Genomic DNA, 22,593 nt, shown 5'->3' with positions numbered 1-22,593 from the left:
CGGTCATGCCTCGGCCCCCTTGCTGCGCAGCCGCGGATCGAGCAGGCCGTAGAGAAAATCGACGATCAGGTTCGAGGTCACCATCGTCATTGCCACCAGCAGCAGGATGCATTGCACGACGGCGAGGTCGCGATTGGCGACGGCGACGACCAGCAGCCGGCCGACGCCGGGCCACGAGAACACGCTCTCGACCACGACGGCGCCGGCAATCAGGCTGCCGACCATGAAGCCGAGGATGGTGACCGTCGGGATGGCGGCGTTCGGCAGCGCGTGATCCGTGATGACACGGCGCCACGGCACGCCCTTGGCGGAGGCGGTGCGGATATAGGGCTGGCCCAGGATCTCCAGCATCGCGCTGCGCGTGAAGCGGGCGAGCACGGCGGCGCCGCCGAAGCCGAGGGTCACGATCGGCAGGATGGCATGGCGCCATGAATCCTGTCCGCCTGAGGGCAGCCAGCCGAACTGCACGGCGAAGATCAGCACCAGCAGCAGCGCCAGCACGAAGCTCGGCACGGTGAAGCCGGCGACCGCGGTGATCATCACCGCGCGGTCGATCGCGGAGCCGCGATGCAGCGCTGCATAGATGCCCGCGGGAATGCCGAGCAGCACCTTCATCAGGAAAGCCGGGATGGTCAGCGCCAAGGTCGCCGGGATGCGCTCGAGCACGAGCTGAATCGCGGGGCGGCCGTCGCGCATCGAGCGGCCGAGCTCGCCCTGACCGATCGCCTTGAAGTAGTCGAGATATTGCACCCAGATCGGATGATCGAGGCCCCAGGCCTTGCGGAATGCGGCGATCACCTCGGGCGGCGCTTCCGGCCCCATGATCATCAGCGCCGGATCGCCCGACATCCGGAGCACGATGAAGGCGAAGGTGACGACGAGCGCGATCGTCAGCAACGCGCGCGACAGGCGGACGGCGAAATAGCGCAGCATCAGGCGGCATCCTGGGTCTTCGGCTGCGCGCCGGTCACGAGATGGCAAGCCACCTGCCGCTGATCGTCGAGCGCAACGAGCTCGGGCACCTCGGCTGTGCAGCGGGCCGTGGCATGGCGGCAGCGCGGGTGGAAGGCGCAGCCGGAAGGGCGCGCGGCCGGATTGGGCGGATCGCCCGTCAGCACGATGCGGTTCGTGCTGCGGCGGCCGGGAGCCGGCGAGGCCGACACCAGCGCCTGCGTGTAAGGATGCTGCGGTCGCGCGAACAGGTCGTCCGCATCGCCATATTCGACGATCCGGCCGAGATACATCACCGCGACCTTGCGGCTGATCTGCCTGACGACGCGCAGATCGTGGCTGATGAACAGCATGGTCAGTCCGAGCCGCGCCTGGAGATCGATCAGCAGGTTGACGACCTGGGCCTGGATCGAGACGTCGAGCGCGGAGACCGGCTCGTCGCAGACGAGGAAGTCCGGCCTGGTCGCCAGCGCCCGCGCCAGCACGATGCGCTGGCGCTGGCCGCCGGACAATGCGCCGGGATAGCGGGCGCCATGGCTGTCGTTGAGATCGACCGATTGCAGCAGCTCGTGCACGCGCGCGTCGCGCTCGGCGGCGGTGCCGATCCTGTGGATGTCGAGCGGCTCGCGGATCTGATCTGCGACGGGCAGACGGCGATCGAGCGCGCCGAGCGGGTCCTGGAAGATCATCTGCATGCGCGCGCGCTGGGCGCGCCAGGCGGACGATCCCGGCGTTGCGATCGGCGCGCCGTCGAAGCGCACGCTGCCCTGGTCCGGGGACTCCAGCCCGAGCACCATTCGCCCGGTGGTGGATTTGCCGGAGCCGGATTCGCCGACGATGCCGAGCGTTTCGCCTTTGGCGATGCCGAAGCTCAAGCCATCGACGGCGCGGACGGATGCGGCACGCCCGAACAGGCCCGACCGCATCCGGTAGGTGCGCGAGATCCCGAGGACCTCGACCAGCGGGGCGGTCATTCGGCGGCGAGCTCCACCGGCACGCGCTGCGGCCGCAGGCAGGCCACCGCGCGGTCCTGCTCGAACGGCGCCAGCGGCGGTATGCCGGCATGACAGCCGTCGCCGGCGAAGCTGCAGCGCGGCGCGAAGGCGCAGCCGCTCGGCAACGCGCGCGGATCCGGCACCGTGCCGGGAATCGCCTGCAGCCGCCGGCGCGCGCCGTCGAGCGGCGGCAGCGCGCCGATCAGGCCCTGCGCGTAGGGATGCCAGGGATCATCGAACAGACGCGTGGCGGGGGCGCGCTCGACGATGCGGCCGGCATACATCACGCAGACGCGGTCGCAGTTTTCGGCGACGACGCCGAGATCGTGGCTGATCAGCACCATTGCCATGTTGAACTCGCGGCGCACGGCGGCCAGCAGGTCGAGGATCTGCGCCTGGATGGTGGCGTCGAGCGCGGTGGTCGGCTCGTCGGCGATCAGCAGGTCAGGCTGCCCCGCGAGCGCCATCGCGATCATGATGCGCTGGACCTGGCCGCCGGAGAATTCGTGCGGATAGGCCGACAGCCGCCTGGACGCATCGGGAATGCCGACCAGATCGAGCAGACGCAGCGCCTCGATGCGTGCCGCGTCGCCGCGCAGTCCGCGATGCAATGCGAGGCTTTCACACAGCTGGCGACGGATGGTCAGCACCGGATTCAGCGCGCTGGCGGGATCCTGGAAGATCATCGCGATGCGCCGGCCGCGCACGGAATCGAGCAGCGCACCGGGAGCGTTGAGCAGCTCGCGGCCTTCGAGCTGCACCGAGCCCGCGACTTTGGCCTTGGATGGCAGGAGGCCGAGCGCCGCGAGCCAGGTCACCGACTTGCCGGATCCGGACTCGCCGACGAGGCCGACGGCCTCGCCTTTGCTGATGTCGAGATCGATGCCGTGCAGCACGTGCGTGCCGTCGAAGGCGACCCTGAGGTCGGAGATGCTGACCAGCGGCGTCACGGCATCACGCTCCGTAGTTGCCGGTGCGGAAGTCCATCGCGAAGGCCGGCGCAGCCTTCCACTTGATCGACTTCGGCTTGGCCGTGAAGGTCGCGTTCTGATGCAGCACCGTGTAGGCCGGGTCCTCGCGCTCGGCGATCTCCAGCATGCGGCCGAACGCCTTCTTGCGCGCGGCGCGATCGGTCGAGGTCTCCAGGAACTCCGACAGCTTGTTCAGCTCGGCGTTGGTCCATTCGCCGATCTGCTGCTGCTGTCCGTTCGGGCCGTGCTGGGCGACGAGCGAGGAGACCGGATCGTTGAAGGCGGCCGAGTTGGACCAGTCGCGCACCGCGCGGGTCGGGCTGCGCTCCATGATCTGCGACCAGTTCTCCTTGGTCTCGATCTGCACGTTGAGCCCGACCGCCTGCCACATCTCGACCAGCACCTGCGCGGTCGCGACCTGGTTGGTGTAGTAGTTGTTGAGCAGGCGGTAGGGGATCGGATCGCCCTTGTAGCCGGCCTGCTTCAGCAGGTCCTGCGCCAGCTTCGGATCGAACGCCGGCACGCTCCAGTCGGCGATGAACATGTCGTCGTAGAACTCCCACTGGAGGCCCTTCGGCACGCGGGTGCGGCCGGCCCACAGGCTGTCGACAATCGCCTGGCGGTCGATCGCGTGGGTGAAGGCGCGGCGCACCAGGGGGTTGGCGAGCTGCGGATGGTTCTTGTCGAACACGGTCAGGCGATGGTTGAGGATGGTGCCGCCCTGGACCTCGAACGCCGTGTTCTTCTCGATGCCCGCGATCTGGTCCGGCGGGATGTCGCAGGCGAACTGATACTCGCCCGACAGCAGCCCGTTGATGCGGCTCGCGACCTCCGGCACTTCCAGGAAGCGGATGCGCTTCAGCGGCGGACGGCCGCCCCAATATTCGTCGTGGGCTTCCAGGGTCAGCGACACGTCGGGCTTGAACTCGACGATCTTGTAGGGGCCGGTGGTGATCGGCTTGCGTGCCCAGTCGAGATAGCTCGCAGCCTCCTCCCAGCCGCGCCGGCTCATGATGTCGGAGCCGTAGCGCATCAGGCGGCCTTCGATGGTGACGTCCGGCGTCGCGTTGACGAAGCGCACGGTATATTTGTCCACGGCGTCGACGCGGACGAGGTCGGGCCAGATGCGGCGGGCGACGCCGATCACGTCCGGCGGCAGCTCTTTGCCCGGGCGCGGCGCCGGAATCTTCTCGAACGCCTTGATGGTGCTGCGGCTCTTTGCCTCGCTGTCACCGAACATGCGCTCGCGGCTGAACGAGAACACGACGTCCTCGGCCGTCATCTCGTCGCCATTGTGGAACCTGACGCCCTGGCGCAGCTTCAGCTCGACGGTCTGGTCGTCGATCCGCTTCCATTCGGTGGCGAGGCCGGGGACTGCTTCGAGATTGCCGCGGAAGTTCTTGGAGATCAGGCCTTCCCACAGCGACGAGTAGAATACGCGCTCGCCGACATTGGACTGCTCGCGCAGCACGTCGAGCACGTTGGAGTTGGTTACCTTCTGCACGGCGATGGTGACGGAGGGACGGCTGTCGGCTTGCGCGATCGAGACGCGCGGCAGGATGAAGCTGCCGCCAATGGCGGCGCCGGCGCCGAGCAGGCCGCGGCGGGTGAGCTTGGTCATGGCAATCTCTCTATGGTGCGAGGTTGTCAGAAATGAATGAGGTCGTGGGCTTATTGTGCGACGTCGAGCGAGGCGAGATACGCGGCGCCGGCCCTGACGTGATCGTGGTTGCGCAGTTCGAGGATCAGGCGCGGATTGGAGTTGAGTTTCGCCAGCGCGCGGAATACGGCGATCCAGCGGATGTTGCCTTCGCCCGGCGCCCAGTGGCGGTCGGCATAGCCGTCGGTGTCCTGCAGATGGACGTGGGTCAGCATGTCACCGGCGGCATCGACATAGTAGTCGACCGGCGGCGCGCCGGTGGAATGATGCGCGTAGTTGGCATGGCCGGTGTCGAGCGACACCCGGACCTTGCTGCTGCCGAGCGCCTTGGCGAGGCCGACGCGATCCAGCGGATTCTTGTCCTCGATGTTCTCGATCACCAGCTCGCAATTGGCCTGCTCGGCGGAGGCGATGACATCCGACAGCGTCGCCCTGACACGATCGATCAGCGCCTCGCGATTGTCAGGCAGCATGTCGATGTTGTTGTAGTCCCATGTCGTATAGGGCGAGTGGATCACCATCTGCGTGGCGCCGAGAAATTCCGCGACTTCCAGGCCCTGCAACAGCCGCTTGGTGACGGCGCGGCGGATCATCGGGTCGTGGCTGGCGATGGTGAAGCCCCAGAACGGGCCGTGGATGCCGAGCCGGCCGGTATGGCCCGACAGCATCGACTTGATTTCCTTGGCGGTGCTGCGCCAGTCGCTGTCGAGCAGATCGGCGCGGAAGAAGTCCTGGATCTCGAGATCGCGCTGGCGCTCCAGCAGCCAGTCGGTATGGGCCGGAATCGATTTGACGGAGAGGGCGGCGCCCAGGATGGGCAGCGTGGTGGTCATGGCGAGATCCCTTGGCTTGAATACCTCGTGAGCGCTAGCGGAGTTCGATGACGCCGCCATGAAGGGCTGTGGACGGCTGCCGCGACATGTCGTGTACCTCGGCCGTCATCGACGCCATCTGTCGTATCCCTGAGGTCGCCGGTCGTCGCTGAGTTCTACTTGACGTAGCCGCGGGAATTGCAACAATGCGGCGAAAAAAGGGGAATTGGGATGACGGTACGGCGTGCGATGCTTGGCAGGATGTTGTCGGTTCCGATGTTGTCGATCCCGAAGTTGTTGATCTCTGTGTTCGCGATCTCTGCGCTGAGCCTGCTCCTGCAGAATGCTCCCGCGCAGGCGAAAGGACCATTCGGGACCGTCTCCGTCGCGGGCTGGTCCGGCGGCGCCTACACCGACGACAGCACCGGCAAGTTCTCGAGCTGCATCGCATCGGCGAGCTACAAGAGCGGCATCAATTTCGGCGTTCTCGCTCTGCCGACCTACCACTGGGCTCTCGCCTTCATTCATCCGACGTGGTCGCTCTCGAAGGGAGAGAAATTTCCGATCGTCCTGAGCTTCGACGGCCGCAATTCCTACAATGTCGAGGGCTCGGTCTGGTCGGCCAACATGGTCGTGGTGCCGATGCCGAACGACTCCAGGCTGATCAAGTCGTTCCGGGCGGCGCGGACGATGTCGGCGTTCGCGCAGGGCAACCTGTTCCAGTTCGATCTGAACGGCACGTCCGTGCTGCTGCCGTCGCTCGCCAATTGCGTGCGCATGATCAATGCCGGCGGCCTGGCGGCGGCGACGAATTTCACGGTGCAGCCGGGCGCCGCCTCGGCGCAGCGCCCGGCGGCGACGGCCCCGGCCTCGACCGCCAGCGTGCAGCCTTCGCGCGCGTCGGAGGACTCGCCCGAGCTGCAGCTGGAAGCGATGCAGATCGCCTCCAATTTCATTCTCAAGGCCGCGCTGTCGCACCCCTCGATCCTGGGCAGCGGCGAGCGGCCGGTGTGGCTGACAGCGGGTGGGGTCGCCTGGAAGGCGGACGGTGCGACGGGCTTCGTACGGATCGTGCCGCCGCAGCGCAATCTCGACGGGCTGGAGGTCGCGGCCACCATCGTCGGCAACGACGCGCGCGACTGCAAGGGCAAGTTCATCTCGGCGCGTAACAGCGAGCTGGTCGACAGTGCGGTCGTGTTCCGCGGCATGTCCTCCTGCGAGGACAGCGAGAAGTCGGATATCTCCGAGTACTTCATCTTCCCGCGCAAGGCCGGCGGCTTCGTCCTGTTCTCGGTGATCACGCCGACCAAGCCCGTCGGTGGCGGTGGCCAGCAATTGCAGACGCGCGAGGAGGCCAACGCCAACTTCCGTAAAGCGGCCTATACGTCGCTCAGCAAATAGGCGTCGGCGCGCAGGCGCGGACTCTCCACGGCATGAGCCTGCGCGCTAACCGCTCGCCCGCTTCGGGCGCCTGACGGCGCGCACCTTGCCGCTGCCACCGCCGCCGCAATACAGCGTGTCGCCGCCATCGGACTCCATGCCGGAGACGCCGGTGCCTGCGGGCATGTCGAGCTGATCGAGCACCTCGCCCGTCGCGGGATCGATGCGCCTGATGTCGCTGACGTCGTCCTCCCAGGTGCCGTGCCAGAGCTCGCCGTCGACCCAGGTGACGCCGGTGACGAAGCGCGTACAGGGAATGCTGCGCAGGATCTGTCCCGTCGCCGGATCGATCTGGTGGATCTTGCGATCCTGATAGGCGCCGACCCAGAGCGATCCTTCCGCCCAGGCCAACCCTGAATCGCCACCGCCTGATGGCGCGGGAATCGTCGCCAGCACCCGCCCGCTGTCGGGATCGACCTTGTGGATGCGATCCTCGGCGATCTGATAGAGGTGCCGGCCGTCGAAGGCGGTGCCGGCATGCGAGGGCATGTCGAGTGATTTGCGCACCGTGCCATCGGTGGGATCGATCGCCTTGATGCTGGGGCCGGTCGCGATCCAGACCTGCTCGCCGTCATAGCTGACGCCATTGACGCGCTCGACATCCTCGAACGGTCCGTACTCGCGGATGATCTCTGCTACTGCTCGTGTCATGCTGGTCTTCCAATCGATTGTGACGGGAGCACGCTAGTCGAGTGAGGACCACGCCGGGAGTAACAACGCGGTCGCGAATTCGGTCACGACCGTGCACGTCCAGCGTTGCGCGCGGCCGCGCCCGAACGACTGGACCTTGCCCGACGAGGCCAGCGACTCGAGCGCGCGCTGCACCGTGCGCTGGCTTTCACCCAGCGCAACGGCGAGGCCCGAGCTCGACCACGCCTCGCCGTCGGCGAGGCAGGCGAGAACCGGCGCGTTCTCGTCCTCGACCGGTGGCGCCAGCACCACGACGTCCCGATTTCCCCCGGGCCGCAGCGCAAAGCCGTCCTTGGTCGCATTGACCTCGGCCAGTCCCCGAAGCAGGTGGCGCAAGCGCCCGATCTCGACGCGCAGGCGCGCGCGGTGCGACTCGTCGGCATCCTTGCCGCGGAACGCATGCGCAATCAGCTCCGCGCGCGGTACGCCATCAGGCGACTTCTCGACCAGTCTGCGAGCCAGTGCAAACAGCACCGGTCGTCGCGCCAGCGGCACGATCTGGCTGCCCTGCCGGATCGACAGCCGGCATGCGTCGAGGATCAGCATGTCCGATCGAAACAGCGCCTCGACCTCGTCGAGCTGCAACAGATGGTCCTCGCCATCCCGGGTCAGGCGCGCAGCCGGCGCCGACAACGTCGTCGCGGCGCGCTCGATCTCGGCGTGCAGCTCAGGGCTGCGCGTGCGATGCGCCGTGCGCGACGCGCGTTCCAGGGCCGATCGCGCGGCCTTCGTCTGCAGACGGCGCAAGGCCAATCCCGCGACGATCAGCTCGTAGATCGTACGCGCCGCCGGCTGCAGCGGCGCGGGATCGAGATCGGCCAGTCCGCGCTCGGCCTCGTCGAGGTGGCCGACGAGGACCATGCGCCGGATCTCGAGGCTGCGCGCGTAGGCGGCATTGGCGCGGTCGCCGTGCTGCTCCAGCGTCGTGCGTGCCTCGGCCAGCGCCTTTGTCGGCCACGACAGATCACGCGCCGCGAGCGCGATCTCGGCCTCGGCGACGGCGCAGCGGGCGCGCGCCATGGCCGCCTTGGGGCCGAAGCCTCGCGCCGCCCGCCGCAGCAGCGCCTTCGCCCTGATGACATCGCCGAGCCGCGCCATGGCGATGCCGCGCAGCGCCAGGGCGGGAGGATCATCGCGCAGCGCGACGCGGTTCAGCGCGCCGAGCGGATCACCGCCGGCAAGCGCCTGCGCTGCCGCCGAGATCAGCGAGTCCATGCAAATCCCGCCACACTTGTCACTCCCGGTGTCTCCCGCCCCGATCCTAGTCTGTCTCGCGGTCAACACGCAAAAGGGAACACAGACATGACCAAGCATCTCACCGGAACTCGCGAAGACTGGCTCAAGGCTCGGCTCGACCTGCTTGCCGCCGAGAAGGACTTCACCCGCCGCGGCGACGAGCTGGCGCAGCGGCGCCAGGCGTTGCCCTGGGTGCGCGTCGACAAGGCCTATCGTTTCGATACGGAGGACGGCCCCGTCACGCTGCCCGATCTGTTCAAGGGCCGCTCGCAACTGCTCGTCTATCATTTCATGTTCGGGCCGGACTTCCAGGCCGGGTGTCCGTCCTGCTCCATGATCGCCGACGGCTTCAACGGCTTCCAGGTCCACCTCGCCAACCACGACGTGATGCTGTGGGCGGTGTCGCGCGCGCCGCTGGCCAAGCTGAAGGCGTACAAGAGCCGCATGGGCTGGAGCTTTCCCTGGGCGTCCTCGGCCAGCAGCGACTTCAATTTCGACTTCAACGTCGCCATCACCGAGCAGCAGCAGCGCCAGGGCGGCACCGAATACAACTACCGCACCAGTCCGCCGCTGGGCGCCGGCGATGTGCCGCCGATGGTCTCTGAGATCGCTGCGGCCGCCGGCACGGATGGTGCGACGTTCATGCGCGACCGCCCCGGCATGAGCGCGTTCATCATCGAGGACGGTGTCGTCTATCACACCTATTCGGCTTACGCGCGCGGCCTCGACGGCCTGTGGGGCGCCTATCAATGGCTCGACCGCGCGCCGAGGGGGCGCAACGAGCAGGGCGTGTGGTGGCGACGGCGCGACGAATACGCGGCGCGCTGAGAGCACGGAGTGAAGCCATGGCGTTCTTCCTGTCCAAGCGGCGAGTCATGCCGGACCTCGCTGATGCCCTGCGCCTCGCGGCGGCGCCGACCTTCGCGCTGATGTCAGTCCTGAACGCCATGGCCCGCGACGGGCGCTCAGATGTCTTCTGCTCCGCCATGCCGGCGGGGGCCCCGCTCGGCGACATGACGGTGATGTATCTGCTGATGAGTGTGTTTCACCTGACGCCGTGGGTGAGGCGGATGCGGCGGGGGGCAACGGAGGCGCGCTCGGAGAATGTTCGCGTGCAGCAGCCTGGAAGTTAGTTGGCGAGCAGCGTTACTCGCGGAGAGAGACCCCTCACCCGAGCCAGCCCGCGGATCGGCCGGCGATGCCCTCTCCCACAAGGGGCGAGGGCGCTGCATTTGGCAGCCTCGTGGCTGCGGTCGTTGCAAAGCACAGCTCTCGGTTTGAGCCACCTCGGTGCCCGTGACTGCGCCCTCGCCCCTTGTGGGAGAGGGCATGTAGGGCAGATCGGCAAGTTCGGTAGGGTGAGGGGTCTCTCTCCGCATCCACTGCTGCAAGTGACCGCGCTCATCTGAGATGTCGCGCAGCCACCTGCGCCAGCCTCACGCCTCCGCCGCCACCTTCAACGCTTCCGCGCGGATCTCCTCCACCAGGCGCTCCTTCAGCGCGACGAACTCCGGCGAAGTCTTGATCTTGTACGACCGCGGGTGCGGCAAATCGATCTTGATATCCGCCTTGATGCGGCCGGGGCGGGCGCTCATCACCAGCACGCGGCTGCCGAGGAAGATCGCCTCCTCGATGTCATGGGTGACGAACAGCACCGTCTTCTGGTCGCGCTCCCAGATGCCGAGCAGCATCTCCTGCATCAGCACGCGGGTCTGGTTGTCGAGCGCGCCGAACGGCTCGTCGAGCAGCAGGATCTTCGGATCATTGGCGAGCGCGCGCGCGATGGCGCAGCGCTGCTGCATGCCGCCCGAGAGCTGCTTCGGCCAGTGGTTCTCGAACCCCTTCAGGCCGATCTGCTGGATGAAGCGGTCGGCGACGGCATTGCGCTTGTCCTCCGGCACCCCGCGCTCGCGGAGGCCAAAGGCGATGTTCTCGCGCACGGTCAGCCAGGGAAACAGCGTGTAGGATTGGAACACCATGCCGCGATCGGCGCCGGGGCCTTTGACCTCGCTTCCGTCGAGCAGCACCTTGCCGCTGGTCGGATGGTCGAGCCCGGCGACGATGCGCAGCAGGGTGGACTTGCCGCAGCCGGAGGGGCCGAGGATGGTGACGAAGTCGTTGTTGCCGATGGTGAGCGCGACCGGCTCCAGCGCGCGCGTCGGCGCGTGGCCTTGGCGGGCCGGGAAGGTGCGCGTGACCTGATCGATGACGAGCGTGGTCATGCGAGCTTCCATGGGAACAGCCAGGCGTTGAACGCCTTGAACAGGAAATCGGAGATCAGCCCGATCAGGCCGATGATGATGATGCCGAAGATGATCTGCCCGGTGTTGAGCAGCGCCTGGCTGTCGGTGATCATGTGGCCGATGCCGGAGGAGGAGCCGATCAACTCCGCGACGATGACGTAGGTCCAGGCCCAGCCGAGCACGAGCCGCAGGACCTCGGCGATGTCAGGCGCGGCCGAGGGCAGCAGCACGCGGGCGATGATGCCGCGATCGCTGGCGCCGAGCGTATAGGCGGCCTCGACCAGGTCGCGCCTGGTATTGCCGACGGTGACGGTGATCATCAGGATGATCTGGAACACCGAGCCGATGAAGATGATCAGCAGCTTCTGCAACTCGCCGATGCCGGCCCACAGGATCAGCAGCGGAATGAAGGCGGACGCCGGCAGGTAGCGCGCGAAGGAGACGAACGGCTCGAGGAACGCCTCGATTGGCTTGTAGGCGCCCATCAAGAGGCCGAGCGGAACGGCGATGACGGCCGCGAGCACGAAGCCGCCCACGACCCGCCAGACGGTCATGCCGATGTCGTAGAGGAAGCCGAACTTGACGAGGAGGTCCCAGCCCTCGCGCAGCATGGTCAGGGGATCGGCGAGGAACGTCCTCGGCACATAGCCGCCGAACGTCGCCAACGACCACGCGGCGACGAACACGACGAAGAAGGCGAGGCCGAGCGCTGTTCGGGATCTGGCGCTGACGGGGTCGAGAGGTCGGATCACGGAGAAGGCCTTCGTGGGCTGGTGCGGTTCGTTCATAGAAGTTGAATTCAGAGTAGGCAGACGCAGTTTTGAGCAGGATGCATCAACACCGTCATTGCGAGGAGCCAACGGGTCCGCGCAAAGCGCGGCCCGATGACAGGCTCCGCGACGAAGCAATCCAGAGTCGCACCCTGAGCCCCTGGATTGCTTCGCTGCGCTTGCAATGACGACTCTACATCGAGCGAGTTTCTCGGCTACTTGATGAAGCTCGCATCGTACAGATCCTCGACCTTCGGGATCTGCTTGATGATGCCGACCTCGAGCAGCAGTTCAGCGGCCTCCTTGTTGAAGGTCTTGAACTCGGTCTCGAAGAACTTCTGGCTCGCGGCCTTGTCCTGCCAGCGCAGATACTTCGCCGAGTTGCCGAACTGCTCGCCGCTCTGTTTCACGTCGGCGCCCATGATCTCGTAGGCCTTGGCCTGGTCCTTCGCGATCATGTCGAGCGCCTCGTAATAGCTGTCGGCGAGCGCCTTGGCGGCCTTCGGGTTCTCGGTCAGGAATTTCGGCGTACAGCCAAACGTGTCCATCACCATCGGATAGTCCAGCGTGGTGGCGATGATCTTGCCCTTGTCGGGCGCGGCGCGCACGGTCGAGAGATACGGCTCGTAGGTCATCGCCGCGTCGTTCTGGCCGGCGACGAAAGCCTGCGCTGCCGGGCCAGGCTCCATGTTGACGACGGTGACGTCCTTCACCGTCAGCCCGTTCTTCTTCAGCATCCAGGCCAGCCCGAAATAGGGCGAGGTGCCCGGTGCGGACGCGGCGACCGTCTTGCCCTTCAGGTCCTTGATCGAGGCGATGTCGTTGCGCACGGCCATGCCGTCGGCGCCGTAGCTCTTGTCGAGCTGGAAGATCTGCTTGGTGGCGACGCCGTTGGCGTTCCAGGAGATCCAGGTCTCGACCGTGGTCGCCGCGCACTGCACGTCGCCGGCGGCGATCGCGAGGTGACGGTCCTTCTGCGGGATCTTCTTGATGGTGACATCGAGGCCGTTCTTCTTGAAGATGCCGGCTTCCTTCGCCAGCGTCAGCGGCGCGAAGCCCGTCCAGCCGGAAATGCCGATGCCGACCTTGACGTCGTCGGCAAGAGCGGCGGTGGAGGCCAGGAGCGCGGCCGTTACTGCAAGTAGTCCAAGTTTGCGCATCGTCGTCATCCTTTGCTGTTGAAAGAAGGTGTTGGAGCGGTCCGCGGTCGCCCGCGGTGACCGCATGTCTCTGCAAGAGCTGTCCGCTGGCTTGCAAATCTCGTGCTCAGATCCGGCGCGATTGCCATGCTCATTCGCTGCCTCTGAAGCGCGCGACCAGCCGATGCTGTTCGCCGGGATAGACCAGCCTGACAGCGGTAAGTGGCTGGCCCTGGCGCCAGGTGTGGCGCTCGATGACGAGGCAGGGCGCGCCGACGGCGATGCCGAGGCCAGCTGCGATCGCATCGTCGGCAATGATGGCGCTGATCGCATGCTCCGCCTCGGTCCAGGGCACGTGATGCAGCAGCCACGAGCCTGGCGGATCGATCTTGAAATTGGCCTTCGCCGCGTCGGGAACGGCATCGAGATCGATCAGGCGGTCCTCGATCGCGAACGGCAGGCCATCGGCGCTGTGACGGCAGCGGATCGCGATCACCTTGCACGGCGTCTTGACACCGAGGCGCTCGCGATCGGCGCTGTTGGCGGTCCGGCGCGCCGACGAGATCAACTCATAACCATAGGCGCGGCCGAGCGCCCCGATCTCGGCACGGATGTCCGGGATCTTCAGCACCGCCGACAGGAATTGCGGCCGCCGCACGAACGTGCCGGCACGACGACGCCGCTCGATCAGGTCGGCCTGCGCGAGTTCCGACAGCGCCTTGTTCACGGTCATGCGCGAGCAGCCATAGTGCTCCATGATCTCGTGCTCGAACGGGATGCGATGGCCCGGCGGCCATTCGCCGGTGAGGATGCGGCGCTCGATGTCCTGGCGGATCGTCTTGTAGAGCGTGCCGGCTCCCGGCTTGGTGCGGTCCTTGGCGCGATCCTCGGCGAGGCTCATGCGAGCAGCCTCCGCACGGCCCGATTGAAGCCGCGCCGGGCCGCCTCGCGCGACCGGTGATGGCCGCCCTGGACGACCTTGGCGCCGCCGGCCCAGACGCAGTCGACGGCCTCGGACGACGTCGCGAAGATCCAGCCGTCGAGCAACACATCCTGTGTCCGCCCCGCGAGCGACGGATGCGACAGATCGAGCGTGACGATATCGGCCCGGGCGCCGACCTGCAGGCCGGCGAATGATTGCGCCAGCGCCTGCGCGCCGCCGGCGAGAGCGGCATCGAACAGCGTGCGGCCCGTCGACGCCTCGGGACCTGACGTCAGCACGTTGCGCTCGCGATGTGTCAGCCGCTGGCCATATTCGAGCTGGCGCAACTCGTCGCTGACGCCGACCAGCACGTTGGAGTCGGTGCCGATGCCGATGCGGCCACGCGCGCGCAAGAACTCGCGCGCCGGGAAGATGCCGTCGCCGAGGCTGGCTTCGGTGACCGGGCAGAGGCCGGCCGTCGCGCCGCTGTTCGCGAGCACCGCCGTTTCGTCCGCCGTCATATGCGTCGCATGGATCAGGCACCAACGGGCATCGACGGCGTGATGATCGAGCAGCCATTGCACGGGACGCCGGCCTGACCAGGCGAGGCAGTCCTCGACCTCCTTGACCTGCTCGGCGGCGTGAATGTGGACCGGGCCGCCGTCGGCGAGCGGCAGCACGGCTGTCAACTCGTCCGGCGCCACCGCCCGCAGGCTGTGCGGCGCGATGCCGAGATTGGAGCCGGGAAGCGAGCTGATTGCCTTGCGGCAGGCCGCCAGCAGCTTGGCGAACCGATCGACATCGCAGATGAAGCGCCGCTGGCCGTCATGCGGCGCCGCGCCGCCGAAGCCGCCATGCGCGTAGAAGCTCGGCAGCAGGGTCAGGCCGATGCCGGAGGACTGGGCCGCAGCGGCAATGCGCACGGCCATCTCGGCGATATCGGCGTAAGGCGTGCCGTCGCGATCGTGATGCAGATAATGGAATTCGCCGACGCGCGTGAAGCCGCGCTCCAGCATCTCGACATAGAGCAAGGTCGCGACAGCCTCGACGTCCTCCGGGCGCATCGACAACGCGAAGCGATACATCGTCTCGCGCCAGGTCCAGAACGTGTCGGTGGAATGGCCGCTGGTCTCGGCAAGCCCAGCCATGCCGCGCTGGAAGGCGTGGCTGTGCAGGCTGGCGATGCCGGGGATCGCGACCTCATGCTGCTCATCGTCGGAGGTCGGAGGCACACCCGCGGAGACCTGGGTGATCGCGCCGTTGTTGATGACGACCTGCACGTCCTCGGCCCAACCTGCGGGCAGAAGCGCGGATGCGAAGTGCAGTGACGCCATGATCGATCAACCCGCTGGACAGGACGACGGAAGCGAGTTTATGTATAGACATATCGCCCGTCAAGCTTTCGTGAAGGTGGGAGGCAGCATGGCCCAGCGTTTCGACCGGATCTGGCACAATGCGCGGCTCGCAACCTTGCGCGAAGGGCAGCCGGGCCTCGGCGTGGTCGAGCAGGGCGTGGTCGCGGCGCGGGGCGGGCGCATCGCCTTTGCCGGACCGCAGTACGATTTCCCTGCGGATGCCGATGCGCCGGAGCGCATCGATTGCGGGGGACGCTGGATCACGCCGGGCCTCGTCGATTGTCACACCCATCTCGTCTATGGCGGCGACCGCGCTCATGAGTTCGAGCTGCGCCTGGCTGGTGCGAGCTACGAGGAAATCGCGCGCGCCGGCGGCGGCATCGTGTCCACCGTGGCGGCCACGCGTGCCGCCAGCGAACAGGACCTGATCGCCAGCGCGCTGCCGCGGCTCGATGCGCTGCTCGCGGAAGGCGTCACCACAATCGAGATCAAGTCCGGCTATGGCCTGGAAACCGCGACGGAGCTGCGGCAATTGTCCGCCGCCCGCGCGCTCGGCAGCAAGCGACAGGTCGGCGTGCGCACCAGCTTCCTCGGCGCTCACGCGCTGCCGGTGGAGGCGGGCGGCGACAAGGACCGCTACATCGATCTCGTCTGCAACGAGATGCTGCCGGCGGTCGCGGAATCAGGTCTCGCGGATGCGGTCGACGCGTTCATGGAAAACATTGCCTTCTCAGCGGAGCAGACCTCGCGTGTATTTGCTGCAGCCAAGGCGTTGGGGCTGAGGGTCAAGCTGCATGCCGACCAGCTCTCCAACCTCGGCGGTGCGGCGCTCGCGGCTGAGTTCGGCGCGCTGTCGGCCGATCATCTCGAACACACCGACGATGCTGGCGCTGCCGCGATGGCACGGAGCGGCACGGTCGCCGTCCTGCTGCCCGGCGCGTACTACTTCATCCGCGAGACGCAGAAGCCGCCGGTCGAGCTGTTCCGCAGACACGGCGTCAAGCTCGCGCTGGCGACGGACTGCAATCCCGGTTCATCGCCGCTGACCTCGCTGCTTCTCACGATGAACATGGCCGCGACCTTGTTCCGGATGACCGTCGATGAATGCATCGCCGGCGTCACGCGCGAAGGCGCGCGCGCCTTGGGCTTGTTGGCCGAGACCGGCACGCTCGAAGCCGGCAAATGGTGCGATCTCGCGATCTGGGACATTGGCCGTCCGGCGGAGCTGGTCTATCGCATGGGCTTCAATCCGCTGCGTCAGCGTGTGTGGAGAGGGCAATGAGCACGATCATCGCCGAGCCGGGCCGCGTCAGCTTCGATGATCTCGCGCGCGTCTACACCGGCGCATCGCTCACGCTCGATCCGGCGTATTGGCCGCGCGTCGAAGCCGCTGCGGCAATCGTGGCCAAGGCGGCGCAGGGCGCCGAGCCGGTCTATGGCATCAACACCGGCTTCGGCAAGCTGGCGTCCAAGCGCATCCCGCCGGACCAGACGGCGCAGCTGCAGCGCAACCTGATTCTCTCGCATTGCTGCGGAGTCGGTCCCGCGACGCCGGAGCCGGTCGTCCGCCTGATGATCGCGCTGAAGATCATCTCGCTCGGCCGCGGTGCCTCCGGCGTGCGGCGAGAGATCATCGCGCAGTTGCAGGCGATGCTGGCGCACGGCGTCTGTCCGTTCGTGCCGCAGCAGGGCTCGGTTGGCGCGTCCGGCGACCTCGCGCCGCTCGCGCATATGACCGCGGTGATGATTGGAGAGGGGCAGGCCTTTGTCGATGGCCGGCTGGCGCCGGGCCGTGAGGCGCTGGCGCGCGCGGGTCTCAGCCCGGTCACGCTCGGGCCGAAGGAAGGCCTGGCGCTCATCAACGGCACGCAGTTCTCGACGGCCTACGCACTCGCCGGCCTGTTACGCGCGCATGATCTGCTCAACGCCGCGCTGGTGACCGGCGCGCTGTCGGTCGACGCCGCGATGGCCTCGACGGCGCCGTTCCGGCCGGAGATCCAGGCGCTGCGCGGGCATCCGGGGCAGATCGAGGCCGGCCGCGTGCTCACCGAGCTGCTCGACGGCAGCGCCATCCGCCTGTCGCATCTCGAAGGCGACGAGCGCGTGCAGGATCCGTATTGCCTGCGCTGCCAGCCGCAGGTCGCGGGCGCCGCGCTCGATCTGCTGAGCCAGGCGGCGCGCACGCTCGTCACCGAAGCCAATGCCGTCACCGACAATCCGCTGGTGCTGGTCGAGACCGGCGAGATCATCTCCGGCGGCAATTTCCACGCCGAGCCGGTGGCCTTCGCCGCCGATCAGATCGCGCTGGCGCTGTCCGAACTTGGTGCGATCAGCGAGCGTCGCATCGCGACGCTGGTCGATCCCGCGCTGAATTTCGGTCTGCCGCCGTTCCTCACCCCGGAGCCCGGCCTGAACTCCGGCTTCATGATTGCCGAGGTCACGGCCGCGGCGCTGTTCGCCGAGAACAAGCAGCGCGCGCTGCCATGCTCGATCGACTCCACGCCGACCAGCGCCAATCAGGAAGACCACGTCTCGATGGCCGCGCATGCGGCGCGGCGGCTGCACGACATGGCTGACAATCTCGCGCATATCATCGGCATCGAGCTGCTGGTTGCCGCGCAGGGCATCGAGCTGCGCGTGCCGCACGGCACCAGCGCCGCGCTCTCGGCCGTGATCGGTGCCTTGCGCCTGCACGTTCCGGCGCTGGCGAGTGACCGCTACATGGCCGACGATCTCGCCAAGGCCGCCGCGCTCGTCGCTGCCGGCGCCTTGGCCCGCGCTGCCGCCGATGCACTCGGGCGCGACCCGTTTCCTAGGCTTCGATGAGAGGGACCCATGAACCGACGTCTCGACAATGAACGGGTGATCCGCGCCCCCCATGGCAGCGACATCAGCGCCAAGAGCTGGCTCACGGAAGCGCCCTTGCGCATGCTGATGAACAATCTCGATCCCGACGTCGCGGAGAAGCCGAGCGAGTTGATCGTCTATGGCGGCATCGGCCGCGCGGCGCGCGACTGGGACAGTTTTGACCGCATCGTCGCGTCGTTGCGCAAGCTCGAGGCGGATCAGACCTTGGTGGTGCAGTCGGGCAAGCCGGTCGGCATCTTCCGCACGCACCCGGATGCGCCGCGCGTCCTGATAGCGAACTCCAATATCGTGCCGCATTGGGCGACGCTCGATCATTTCAACGCGCTCGATAAAATGGGCCTGATGATGTACGGCCAGATGACGGCCGGCTCCTGGATCTACATCGGCAGCCAGGGCATCGTGCAGGGCACCTACGAGACTTTTGTGGAGGTCGGTCGCCGCCACTACAATGGCGATCTCGCCGGCAAATGGATTCTCACCGCAGGCCTCGGCGGCATGGGCGGCGCGCAGCCGCTGGCCGCGACCATGGCCGGCGCCTCGATGCTCGCCGTCGAATGCCAGCCGAGCCGCATTGAGATGCGGCTGCGCACCGGCTATCTTGATCGCCAGGCCGGCTCGCTCGATGAGGCGCTGGCGCTGATGGAAGAGGCCGCCAAGACCAAGAAGGCGGTGTCGGTCGGCCTGCTCGGCAATGCCGCGGAGATCTTCCCCGAGCTCGTGCGGCGCGGCGTGCGTCCGGACATCGTCACCGACCAGACCAGCGCGCATGATCCGATCAACGGCTATCTGCCGAAAGGATGGACGCTGGCCGAATGGGAAGCCAAGCGCGCGTCCGATCCGAAGGCCGTGGAGCAGGCCTCCAAGACCTCGATGGTCAGCCACGTCCAGGCGATGCTGGATTTCCACGCCATGGGCATTCCGACGCTCGACTACGGCAACAACATCCGCCAGATGGCGCAGGACATGGGCCTCGCCAATGCGTTCGATTTTCCCGGCTTTGTGCCGGCGTACATTCGCCCGCTGTTCTGCCGCGGCATCGGTCCGTTCCGCTGGGCGGCTTTGTCGGGCGATCCCGATGACATCTACAAGACCGACGCCAAGGTGAAGGAGCTGCTGCCCGACAACAAGCATCTCCACAATTGGCTCGACATGGCGAGGCAGCGTATCAAGTTCCAGGGGCTGCCGGCGCGGATCTGCTGGGTCGGGCTCGGCGACCGCCATCGCCTCGGGCTCGCCTTCAACGAGATGGTGGCTCGCGGTGAATTGAAGGCGCCGATCGTGATCGGCCGCGATCATCTCGATTCCGGCTCGGTCGCGAGCCCGAATCGCGAGACCGAGGCGATGAAGGACGGCTCGGATGCTGTGTCGGACTGGCCGCTCTTGAACGCGCTGCTCAATTGCGCCAGCGGCGCGACCTGGGTGTCGCTGCATCATGGCGGCGGCGTCGGCATCGGCTATTCGCAGCATGCGGGCATGGTGATCGTCGCCGACGGCACGGATGACGCGGCGCGGCGGCTGGAGCGCGTGCTGTGGAATGATCCCGCGACCGGCGTGATGCGCCACGCCGACGCCGGCTACGACGACGCCATCGCCTGCGCCGAGGCCAACGGCCTCGACCTGCCGAGCCTCGCGCGTTAACCGCTGATGGGTTGAAGAGCGGCCCCTGATTGTGGTCTCATGCCGCCAACGTGGCCGAGACGCCGCGATGCAGGGGACGCTCATGGGAATCGCCTTTCCGTTCTCGGCCATTGTCGGCCAGGACGAGATGAAGCTGGCGCTGATGATCGCCGCCGTCGATCCAAAGGTCGGCGGCGTGCTGGCCTTCGGTGATCGCGGCGCCGGCAAGTCCACCGCGGTGCGCGCGCTCGCCGCGCTGCTGCCGCCGATGAGCGCGGTGGTCGGCTGTCCCTATCAATGCGATCCCGCCGATGCCGCCGCGCAATGCGCCGACTGCCGCGTGCGCTCCAAGCCGGGCGGCAAGGGCAAGAAGCCGGCCGCGTTGAAGGCGCACGAGGTGCCGGTGCCGGTGATCGACCTTCCGCTTGGCGCCACCGAGGATCGCGTCGTCGGCGCGCTCGATCTCGAGCGCGCGCTGGCCCATGGCGAGAAGTCGTTCGAGCCCGGGCTGCTCGCGCGCGCCAACAGAGGCTTTCTCTACATCGACGAGGTCAACCTGCTGGAGGATCACCTCGTCGATCTCCTGCTCGACGTCGCGGCGTCCGGCGAGAACGTCGTCGAGCGCGACGGTCTCAGCATCCGCCATCCCGCGCGCGTGGTGCTGGTCGGCACCGGCAATCCGGAGGAGGGCGAGCTGCGGCCGCAGCTGCTGGATCGGTTCGGGCTCTCGGTCGAGGTCAAGACTCCCAGCGATCTGCCGACGCGCATCGAGGTTATCAAGCGCCGCGATGCGTTCGAGACGGATCCTGTTGCTTTCGTCGCGCAGTGGGAAAAAGAGGAGGCGAAGCAGCGCAAGCGCATCCTGGCGGGCCGCGCGCACATCGGCTCAGTGAAAGTCTCCGATCGCGAGCTGGAGCAGGCGGCGCGTCTGTGCATGTCGCTCGGCACCGACGGCCTGCGCGGCGAGCTCACCTTGATGCGCGCGGCGCGCGCGGCAGCGGCGCTCGACGGCGCCAAGGCGGTAGATGACGGCCATCTCAAGACGGTCGCGCCGATGGCGCTGCGACACCGTCTCAGGCGCAATCCGCTCGACGATTCCGGCTCGTCGGTGCGGGTCGAACGCGCGCTCAACGAGCTGTTTGCATCGTGAGCGACGGCGCCGCGATCTGGGCCGATGCGATGATCGCGGCCGCGCTGGTTGCGATCGATCCGGGGGCTGCGTCTTTGCTGTTGCGTGCAGGCGCCGGCCCGGTGCGCGAGCAATGGCTCGATCTGTTGCGCGAACTGACGCCGAGCACGACGGCCGTTCGCAAGCTGCCGCCGTCGATCTCCGACGATCGCCTGCTCGGTGGCCTCGATCTGGCCGCGACCCTGCAGGCGGGACGCCCCGTGATGCAGCGCGGGCTGCTTGCCGAGGCCGATGGCGGCATATTGATCGCGGTGATGGCCGAGCGCATCGCGCCGTCGACGATTGCTCATCTCACCGCCGCGCTCGACACTGGCTCGATCAGTATCGAGCGGGACGGCCTCTCGTTGCGCGCGCCGGCGCGGTTCGGCCTGATCGCGCTCGACGAGGGCATCGATGACGAATGCGTGTCGCCGGCGCTCGCCGATCGTCTTGCCTGTCATCTCGACTTCGGCGCGGTCGCGCGCGCCGATCTCGGCGAGAGCCTGTTCAAATCGACGGACATCGCGGCCGCACGCGAATTGCTGCCGCAGGTTCGTCTGTCCGACGACGCGATCGCTGCGCTGACGACGACGGCCGTCGTGCTCGGCATCGACTCGCTACGGGCGCCGCTGCTGGCGTGTCGCGTGGCGCGCATCGCGGCGGCCCTTGATGGCGGGACTGATGTCGCCGAGTCCCACATCGCCTGCGCTGCGCGGCTGGTGCTGGCGCCGCGCGCCACGCGGCTGCCGGCGACGGAGGATGACGCTGGCAGCAACGACGCGCCGGAGCCGCGGGACGATCAGCCTGAGAGCGAGGAGGATCACAGCAACGACGGCCCGCTCGAAGACCGTGTGCTCGAGGCGGCACAGGCCGCTATTCCTGCCGATCTGTTGAAGCGCTTGCAGGACGAGCGCGCGGCGCGGACGCGGGCGAGCAGCGCAGGCCGGCAGGGCTCCGCGCAGAAGGCGCCGCAGCGTGGCCGCCCGATCGGCTCGCGCCGTGGCGAGTGGCGGGCGGGCGCGCGGCTCAACGTGCTCGAGACGTTGCGCGCGGCGGCGCCGTGGCAGCCGTTGCGGCGGCGGACACAATCCGCCGGCAAGAGCAGCCGGCTGATCGTGCACAAGGACGACATTCGCATCACCCGCTTCAAGCAACGCTCGGGCACCACCACGATCTTCGTCGTCGATGCCTCCGGCTCCTCGGCGCTGCAGCGGCTCGCCGAGGTGAAGGGCGCCGTCGAGCTGCTGCTCGCCGAGTGCTATGTCCGTCGCGATGAGGTGGCGCTGATCGCGTTCCGCGGCAAAGGCGCGGAGCTGCTGCTGCCGCCGACGCGCTCGTTGACCCGCGCCAAGCGCAGCCTTGCGGGCTTGCCCGGCGGCGGCGGCACGCCGCTGTCGGCCGCGATCTTCGCTGCGACCGAGCTTGCGCTCGCGGTGAAAGCCAAGGGGCAGGCGCCGACGATCGTGCTGATGACCGACGGCCGCGCCAATGTTGCGCGCAACGGCGGCGGCCGCAGCGAGGCCGAGGCGGAGGCGCTGGTGGCAGCGAAGCAGCTCGCGCTGACGGGCATTCCCGTCGTGCTGGTCGATTCCTCGCCACGGCCCCAGGACAAGGCTTCGCAGCTCGCAGGCGCCATGCAGGCCCGCTACATCGCACTGCCTCACGCCGATGCGACACGGTTGTCGCGGGCCGTGATGGCTGAAGCGGGCCGCGGCTAGCGAGGGGGGAACCCCTGGCGTCAAGCGGCGTTCCCAAC

At 67.5% G+C, this 22,593-nt stretch carries 20 protein-coding genes; 8 read left to right on the top strand and 12 right to left on the bottom strand.

From position 1 onward, the window contains the following. Nucleotides 1–3: 3 nt before the first annotated feature. From QX108_RS15145 to QX108_RS15125, 5 genes are read right to left on the bottom strand one after another with little or no spacing between them, the layout of a single operon-like run. Entirely contained in the window at nucleotides 4–933 is a 930-nt protein-coding gene (locus QX108_RS15145) for an ABC transporter permease (RefSeq protein WP_315799568.1), read from the bottom strand. Further along, the gene (locus QX108_RS15140) at nucleotides 933–1,925 is read right to left on the bottom strand and encodes an oligopeptide/dipeptide ABC transporter ATP-binding protein (RefSeq protein WP_315799567.1); all 993 of its coding nucleotides are present in this window, start codon (nucleotides 1,923–1,925) and stop codon (nucleotides 933–935) included. The genes QX108_RS15145 and QX108_RS15140 overlap by 1 nt, the downstream gene beginning before the upstream one ends. After that, nucleotides 1,922–2,896, bottom strand: a complete 975-nt coding sequence (locus QX108_RS15135) for an ABC transporter ATP-binding protein (RefSeq protein ID WP_315799566.1) — start codon at nucleotides 2,894–2,896, stop codon at nucleotides 1,922–1,924. Before QX108_RS15135 ends, QX108_RS15140 begins: the two co-directional genes overlap by 4 nt. Before the next feature lie 4 nt (nucleotides 2,897–2,900). After that, nucleotides 2,901–4,538, bottom strand: coding sequence for an ABC transporter substrate-binding protein (locus QX108_RS15130; protein ID WP_315799565.1), 1,638 nt, complete (start codon nucleotides 4,536–4,538; stop codon nucleotides 2,901–2,903). Nucleotides 4,539–4,588: 50 nt separating this feature from the next. Further along, the gene (locus QX108_RS15125; protein WP_315799564.1) at nucleotides 4,589–5,410 is read right to left on the bottom strand and encodes a sugar phosphate isomerase/epimerase family protein; all 822 of its coding nucleotides are present in this window, start codon (nucleotides 5,408–5,410) and stop codon (nucleotides 4,589–4,591) included. Nucleotides 5,411–5,620: 210 nt separating this feature from the next. On the opposite strand from QX108_RS15125, the gene QX108_RS15120 reads away from it, so the two are divergent. Beyond that, a complete protein-coding gene (locus QX108_RS15120) occupies nucleotides 5,621–6,790 on the top strand; it encodes a hypothetical protein (protein WP_409998520.1) in 1,170 nt (389 codons plus the stop codon). A gap of 45 nt (nucleotides 6,791–6,835) precedes the next feature. On the opposite strand, the gene QX108_RS15115 is transcribed toward QX108_RS15120, so the two are convergent. Together QX108_RS15115 and QX108_RS15110 are read right to left on the bottom strand one after the other, a co-directional pair. Next, a complete protein-coding gene (locus tag QX108_RS15115) occupies nucleotides 6,836–7,480 on the bottom strand; it encodes a PQQ-binding-like beta-propeller repeat protein (RefSeq protein ID WP_172179364.1) in 645 nt (214 codons plus the stop codon). A gap of 33 nt (nucleotides 7,481–7,513) precedes the next feature. Beyond that, nucleotides 7,514–8,734 carry a helix-turn-helix domain-containing protein gene (locus QX108_RS15110; RefSeq protein WP_315799562.1) on the bottom strand — a complete coding sequence of 407 codons (1,221 nt, stop codon included), beginning with the start codon at nucleotides 8,732–8,734 and terminating at the stop codon, nucleotides 7,514–7,516. 87 nt (nucleotides 8,735–8,821) lie between these two features. Here QX108_RS15110 and QX108_RS15105 point away from each other — a divergent pair, with 87 nt between their 5' ends. Then, on the top strand, nucleotides 8,822–9,583 hold the full coding sequence (locus tag QX108_RS15105; protein WP_315799561.1) for a DUF899 domain-containing protein: 762 nt from the start codon (nucleotides 8,822–8,824) through the stop codon (nucleotides 9,581–9,583). Nucleotides 9,584–9,600: 17 nt separating this feature from the next. Then, complete coding sequence (locus QX108_RS15100) at nucleotides 9,601–9,888, top strand: hypothetical protein (protein ID WP_315799560.1); 288 nt, start codon at nucleotides 9,601–9,603, stop codon at nucleotides 9,886–9,888. A gap of 303 nt (nucleotides 9,889–10,191) precedes the next feature. Here QX108_RS15100 and QX108_RS15095 read toward each other — a convergent pair whose 3' ends face one another. From QX108_RS15095 to QX108_RS15075, 5 genes are all read right to left on the bottom strand, one after another. Continuing rightward, nucleotides 10,192–10,977 (bottom strand): ABC transporter ATP-binding protein, encoded by a 786-nt coding sequence (locus QX108_RS15095; protein ID WP_315799559.1) that lies wholly within the window; start codon nucleotides 10,975–10,977, stop codon nucleotides 10,192–10,194. Further along, nucleotides 10,974–11,747, bottom strand: coding sequence for an ABC transporter permease (locus QX108_RS15090; protein ID WP_315726664.1), 774 nt, complete (start codon nucleotides 11,745–11,747; stop codon nucleotides 10,974–10,976). The genes QX108_RS15095 and QX108_RS15090 overlap by 4 nt, the downstream gene beginning before the upstream one ends. 236 nt (nucleotides 11,748–11,983) lie before the next feature. Further along, nucleotides 11,984–12,928 carry an ABC transporter substrate-binding protein gene (locus tag QX108_RS15085; protein WP_172114248.1) on the bottom strand — a complete coding sequence of 315 codons (945 nt, stop codon included), beginning with the start codon at nucleotides 12,926–12,928 and terminating at the stop codon, nucleotides 11,984–11,986. A 130-nt stretch (nucleotides 12,929–13,058) separates the two neighbouring features. Next, nucleotides 13,059–13,808: a histidine utilization repressor gene (gene hutC / locus QX108_RS15080; RefSeq protein ID WP_315799558.1), complete on the bottom strand. Its 750-nt coding sequence runs from the start codon at nucleotides 13,806–13,808 to the stop codon at nucleotides 13,059–13,061. Continuing rightward, complete coding sequence (locus QX108_RS15075; RefSeq protein ID WP_315799557.1) at nucleotides 13,805–15,163, bottom strand: formimidoylglutamate deiminase; 1,359 nt, start codon at nucleotides 15,161–15,163, stop codon at nucleotides 13,805–13,807. Before QX108_RS15075 ends, hutC begins: the two co-directional genes overlap by 4 nt. Nucleotides 15,164–15,251: 88 nt before the next feature. Here QX108_RS15075 and hutI point away from each other — a divergent pair, with 88 nt between their 5' ends. The 5 genes from hutI to QX108_RS15050 all read left to right on the top strand — a co-directional run bounded on the left by hutI (nucleotide 15,252) and on the right by QX108_RS15050 (nucleotide 22,555). Beyond that, nucleotides 15,252–16,466 carry an imidazolonepropionase gene (gene hutI, locus QX108_RS15070; protein WP_315799556.1) on the top strand — a complete coding sequence of 405 codons (1,215 nt, stop codon included), beginning with the start codon at nucleotides 15,252–15,254 and terminating at the stop codon, nucleotides 16,464–16,466. Continuing rightward, the gene (gene hutH, locus QX108_RS15065) at nucleotides 16,463–18,010 is read left to right on the top strand and encodes a histidine ammonia-lyase (protein WP_315725245.1); all 1,548 of its coding nucleotides are present in this window, start codon (nucleotides 16,463–16,465) and stop codon (nucleotides 18,008–18,010) included. The genes hutI and hutH overlap by 4 nt, the downstream gene beginning before the upstream one ends. 9 nt (nucleotides 18,011–18,019) lie before the next feature. Further along, nucleotides 18,020–19,690 carry a urocanate hydratase gene (gene hutU, locus QX108_RS15060; protein WP_315799555.1) on the top strand — a complete coding sequence of 557 codons (1,671 nt, stop codon included), beginning with the start codon at nucleotides 18,020–18,022 and terminating at the stop codon, nucleotides 19,688–19,690. A gap of 82 nt (nucleotides 19,691–19,772) precedes the next feature. After that, on the top strand, nucleotides 19,773–20,819 hold the full coding sequence (gene bchI / locus QX108_RS15055) for a magnesium chelatase ATPase subunit I (protein ID WP_315799554.1): 1,047 nt from the start codon (nucleotides 19,773–19,775) through the stop codon (nucleotides 20,817–20,819). Next, a complete protein-coding gene (locus QX108_RS15050; RefSeq protein WP_315799553.1) occupies nucleotides 20,816–22,555 on the top strand; it encodes a magnesium chelatase subunit D in 1,740 nt (579 codons plus the stop codon). Before bchI ends, QX108_RS15050 begins: the two co-directional genes overlap by 4 nt. The last annotated feature ends 38 nt before the right edge of the window (nucleotides 22,556–22,593 follow it).

Source organism: Bradyrhizobium sp. SZCCHNR1002 (genome assembly GCF_032381435.1).
In the GTDB taxonomy this organism is placed as follows: Bacteria; Pseudomonadota; Alphaproteobacteria; order Rhizobiales; family Xanthobacteraceae; genus Bradyrhizobium; species Bradyrhizobium aeschynomenes.
Note: the sequence above shows the minus strand (reverse complement) of the source record. Positions and strands in the feature narration are given on the sequence as shown.